The 4,591-nt window shown below is 74.6% G+C and carries 3 protein-coding genes; all 3 read left to right on the plus strand.

Annotation, left to right across the window (positions count from 1 at the left end; genetic code table 11):
- Window positions 1-1,711 (plus strand): ABC transporter ATP-binding protein (locus ABZ260_RS47065; protein ID WP_355631390.1); only part of this gene is annotated, 1,711 nt, incomplete at its 5' end.
- Window positions 1,693-3,555 (plus strand): ABC transporter ATP-binding protein, encoded by a 1,863-nt coding sequence (locus ABZ260_RS47070; RefSeq protein ID WP_355631393.1) that lies wholly within the window; start codon window positions 1,693-1,695, stop codon window positions 3,553-3,555. The genes ABZ260_RS47065 and ABZ260_RS47070, both read left to right, overlap by 19 nt.
- On the plus strand, window positions 3,552-4,591 hold a 1,040-nt coding region (locus tag ABZ260_RS47075), incomplete at its 3' end, for a radical SAM protein (protein WP_355631396.1). The genes ABZ260_RS47070 and ABZ260_RS47075, both read left to right, overlap by 4 nt.

Here is a 4,591-nt window from a genome sequence, read left to right on the forward strand (position 1 = left end):
CGGGAAAATGGGCGCCGTAACGGCGCGGGTGACCGCGGCGGCCGTCGCCCTGTCGACGGCCGCCGCCCTGGCCCTGCCCGCCGCGCTGGCCACCGCCGTGGACGGCGTGGTGTCCGGCGAGGGCGCGCGAGCCGCTGGGTTCCTCGCGCTCGTCCTGGCCGTTGCCACCTGCGCCGATCTCATCGGCGCCCTCGCCGGCGCGGCGACCACCGCGTCCGCGACGGCGTCCCTGCGCCTGCGCTTCATCTCCCACCTCCTCCGGCTCGACGCCGCCGGCGCCCGCCGTTTCCCGGCCGGGGAACTGGCCAACCGGCTGGTGAGCAACACGGCGAGCGCCGGGCGCGTCCCGCTCACCCTGCTGTACACGGCCGCCGAACTCATCAGCACGAGCGGCGGCATCGTCCTGCTGCTGGTGACCGACTGGCGCTCGGGTGTCGCCTTCCTGATCGGGATACCCGTCGCGCTGGTGATCGTACGGCTCTTCGTCACCCGGCTGTCCGGGGTGTACGAGCGGTATCAGAGCGCGCACGGGCGCCTGGCCGCGCGCCTGACCGACACTCTGGCCGGCATCCGCACGGTGCGGGCGTCCGGCACCGCCGATCGCGAGATCACCCGGGTGCTGAGCCCGCTGACCGACCTGTCGGACGCCGGTCACGCCATGTGGCGGGCCCAGGCGCGGGGCGTCTGGCAGATCACCCTGCTGCTGCCCATCATCGAGGTGCTCGTGCTCACCGTGGCCGGGCTCGGCGTCGCCGACGGCCGGTTGCAGCCAGGGCAGTTGCTCGCCGTGGCCGGTTACGCGGCGATGGGCGTGGGCTTCATCGAACAGGTCGACGCGCTCCTGGGGGTCGCCGAGGCCCGCGCCGCGGCCCGCCGCATCCAGGAGGTCCTCGTGCTGCCGCCCCTCGTGCCCGGCACCCGCCCGCTGCCGGACGGTCCCGGCGCGCTGTCGTTCCGCGGCGTGACCGTGACCCGCGAGGGCTCCCACCTCCTCGACGCCATCGATCTGGACATCGCCCCGGGGGCGCTGACCGCCCTCGTCGGGCCGTCCGGGGCGGGCAAGACCACCCTGTCCCTGCTGGCCGGGCGGCTGCTGGACCCCGAGCGCGGGCAGGTGCTGCTGGACGGCCGCGACCTCGCCGATGTGGCTCCAGAGTCGTTGAGCGGCGCGGTCGCCTACGCCTTCGAACGCCCCGTCCTCCTGGGCGGCGACCTCGCCTCGGCCATCGCCTACGGCAGGCCCGCGCTCGACCGCGACAGCGTCCGCGAGGCCGCGCGGGCCGCACATGTCGACGACGTCATCCGCCGTCTGCCCGAGGGCTACGACACCCCCGCCGCCATCGCCCCGCTGTCCGGCGGGGAGTTCCAGCGGCTGGGCCTGGCCCGCGCCATGGTGCGGCGGGCCCGCCTGACCGTGCTGGACGACGCCACGTCCAGCCTGGACACCGCGACCGAGGCCCAGGTGACTCGCACGCTGGTCGAGGGCATGCGCGGGACCACCCGCCTGGTCATCGCCCACCGCGCGGCCACCGCCGCCCGCGCCGACCACGTGGTGTGGCTGGACGGCGGCCGGATCCGGGGCCAGGGCACGCACCGGGCGCTGTGGCAGGACCCGGCGTACCGCGCCCTGTTCGCCGTCGGCCCGAACCCCGGCGGCGACGCAAGCGACGACAGCTCATGGAGTGAGGAACCGTGCCCGGCTCGGCTGTGACCCCCGCATCCGCCCCGCTCACGGCGGCGCCCGTCCTCCGCCTGGGAGAGGACGGCCAGCCCTCCGGTGGGTTCCGGCTGCTGCTCGCGTTGCTGCGCCCCCGCAGGCGGCCCCTGGCCTTCGCCCTGACCTGGGCCTTGGTGGAGGCTGTCCCGGGGCTGCTGTCCGGGCTGCTCATCGCCCGCGCCGTCGACGACGGCTTCCTCGCCGGACGCCCGAGTACCGGCCTGGCCTGGCTCGGCCTGTTCGCGGTCGCGATGCTGCTCAGGACCGCGGCCACACGACTGATGTTCCCCCATCTGGCCGCGGTGGTGGAGCCGCTGCGCGACGACCTCGTGCGCGCCGTCGTCACGGCCACGGTGACCCGCGCCGCCCGCGGCGACCGGCCGGACACCGCCGCCGTCAGCCGTATCACCGGGCAGGTGGAGACGCTGCGGAACCTGGTGTCCGCACTGCTGCGCACCACGCACGGGCTGGGCATCTCGCTGATCGCCGCGCTGGCCGGGCTGCTGGTGCTCTCGCCCCTGGCCGCGGCCATCGTCGCCGGACCCGTGCTCGTGGCGGTGGCGGTGTGCGCCTGGCTGATGCGGGTGCTGCTGGTCCGGCAGCGCCGGCTGATCCTCGCCGACGAGACGCTCACCGCCGAGGCGACCCCGATCCTGGAGGGCACGCGTGACATCGCCGCCTGCGGGGCGCACGAGCAGGCGTACGCCACCGTGCGGGCCGCGGTGGACGCCCAGGCCGCGGCCACGCACGCGCTGGCCCGGGCCGGCATGTCCCGGCGGCTGATCGTCGCCATCGGCGCCCACGTGCCGCTGCTCGGCCTGGTCATCGCCGCTGAGCCGCTGACGCGACAGGGGCATCTGAGCGTGGGCGAGGTCGTCGGCGCGGTGACCTACCTGGTGACCGGCCTGCAGCCCGCCCTGCAGTCGATGACCGGCATCCTCTCGAGCTGGGGCGTGGCCCTCGCCGTCACCCTGCGCCGCATCGCCGAGACCATCGCGGTGCCCGCCGGCGACGTGCCCGCCGCCACCGGGCCGACCGACGCCGCCTACGCGGTCGCCGTGCCCGCCGGTTGCGAACTGCGGGCCAAAGGGCTGGGCTTCGCCTACGCCCCCCAGGCCACGCCCGTGGTACACGACCTCGACCTGGTGATCCCCGAGGGAGACCACCTGACCGTGGTCGGCCCCAGCGGCATCGGCAAGTCCACCCTGTCCCTGCTGCTCACCGGGCTGCGGCGGCCGACCCACGGGGAGATCCTGCTCGGCGGGCTCCCGCTGGAGGCGATGGCGGAACCCGGCCTGCGCTCCATGGTGGCGCTCGTGCCCCAGGAGGCGTACGTCTTCGCCGGCACGGTCCGGGAGAACCTCGGCTACCTGTGCCCGGCCGGCACCGCGGACGCCCGGCTGGACGAGGCGGCGTACCGGGTGGGCGCGCGGGCGCTCGTCGAACGGCTCGGCGGCCTCGACGCCGAGATCGACGAACCCGCCGCGCTGTCGGCCGGAGAGCGGCAACTGATCGCCCTGGCACGGACCTACGCCTCCCCGGCCCGCCTGGTCGTCCTGGACGAGGCGACCTGCCATCTCGACCCCGCCGCCGAGGCGAGGGCCGAGAGCGCGTTCGCCGCCCGGCCCGGCACCCTCATCGTCATCGCCCACCGCATCAGCTCCGCGATCCGAGCCCGGCGCATCCTGCTGTTGGACGGCACCGCCGCGCACACCGGGACCCACGCGGACCTGCTGACCCGTTCCCCCCTGTACGCCGACCTGGTCGGGCACTGGACGAACGACCGAACGCCCGGCGCCCGTCCCGGGCATCCGCTCTCGACGAGGAGGTCCTCATGAGCGCCCCCGTGAACAAGCCCACCGACATCATCTGGGACGTCACCTACGCCTGCCCACTGCGCTGCATCCACTGCTACTCCGAGTCGGGCAGGCGCCCGGCCCGGCAGCTGAGCCACGGCGACATGCTGCGGCTCGCCGACGCGATCATCGCCATGCGCCCGGACTCGGTGGAGTTCGCGGGCGGCGAGCCCCTGGTGGTCAAGGGGATCTACGAGGTCGCCGAGCACATCGGCCGGGCGGGGACCACCGTCAACCTCTACACCGGCGGATGGACACTCACCCCCGAGACCGCCGAGGAGGCGGCCCGGGCCTTCCAGCGGATCACCGTCAGCATCGACGGGGCCGACGCGGAGGCGCACGACCGGGTACGGGGCAGGGCCGGCTCCTTCGACCGCGCGATGAACGCCCTGGCCCTGCTGGACGACATCGCCGCCCGGCGCGCGGCAGAGGGCGGCACTCCGCTGATCTTCGGGATCGACTGCTCGGTTGTGCGGAGCAATTTCCACCAGCTGGCGGATTTCTGCACCGACATCGCCCCCCGGTTCCCGCGGATGCGCTTTCTCAACCTGGCCGCGGCGGTGCCGTCCGGGCTGGCCAGCCGGCCCGGCTTCGCCGAGACCGAACTACTCGGCAACGCGGAGCTCGCCACCCTGACCAGCGAGGAGTACACCGAGCGGCTGCGGTCACTGGCACCGGCGTCGCTGGCGGTGACCACCTCCGACAACTTCATCCTGATGATGCACCCCGGCGTCGTCGCGAGCTACGGGTTCCCGCTGATGCAGATCGAGCCCGACGGCGAGGTGCGCGCCATGCCGATCTACGAGGGGTGCGTGGGAAACCTGCTGACCGAAGCCCCGGACGTGCTCTGGCGGCGCGCCGTCGAGCGGTGGAGCGATCCCTTCGTGGTCGAGACGCTGTCCCCGGTGCGCTCCATGACCGACTGGGCCGAGGCGACCCGGCGTATCGACCGCCGGTTCGGACTCCCGGAGGTGCTCACGCGCATCGACCGCCGCCCGCCGTGGCCGGCCGCGCAGCC

Source organism: Streptosporangium sp. NPDC006013, from assembly GCF_040614275.1.
Taxonomy (GTDB): domain Bacteria; phylum Actinomycetota; class Actinomycetes; order Streptosporangiales; family Streptosporangiaceae; genus Streptosporangium.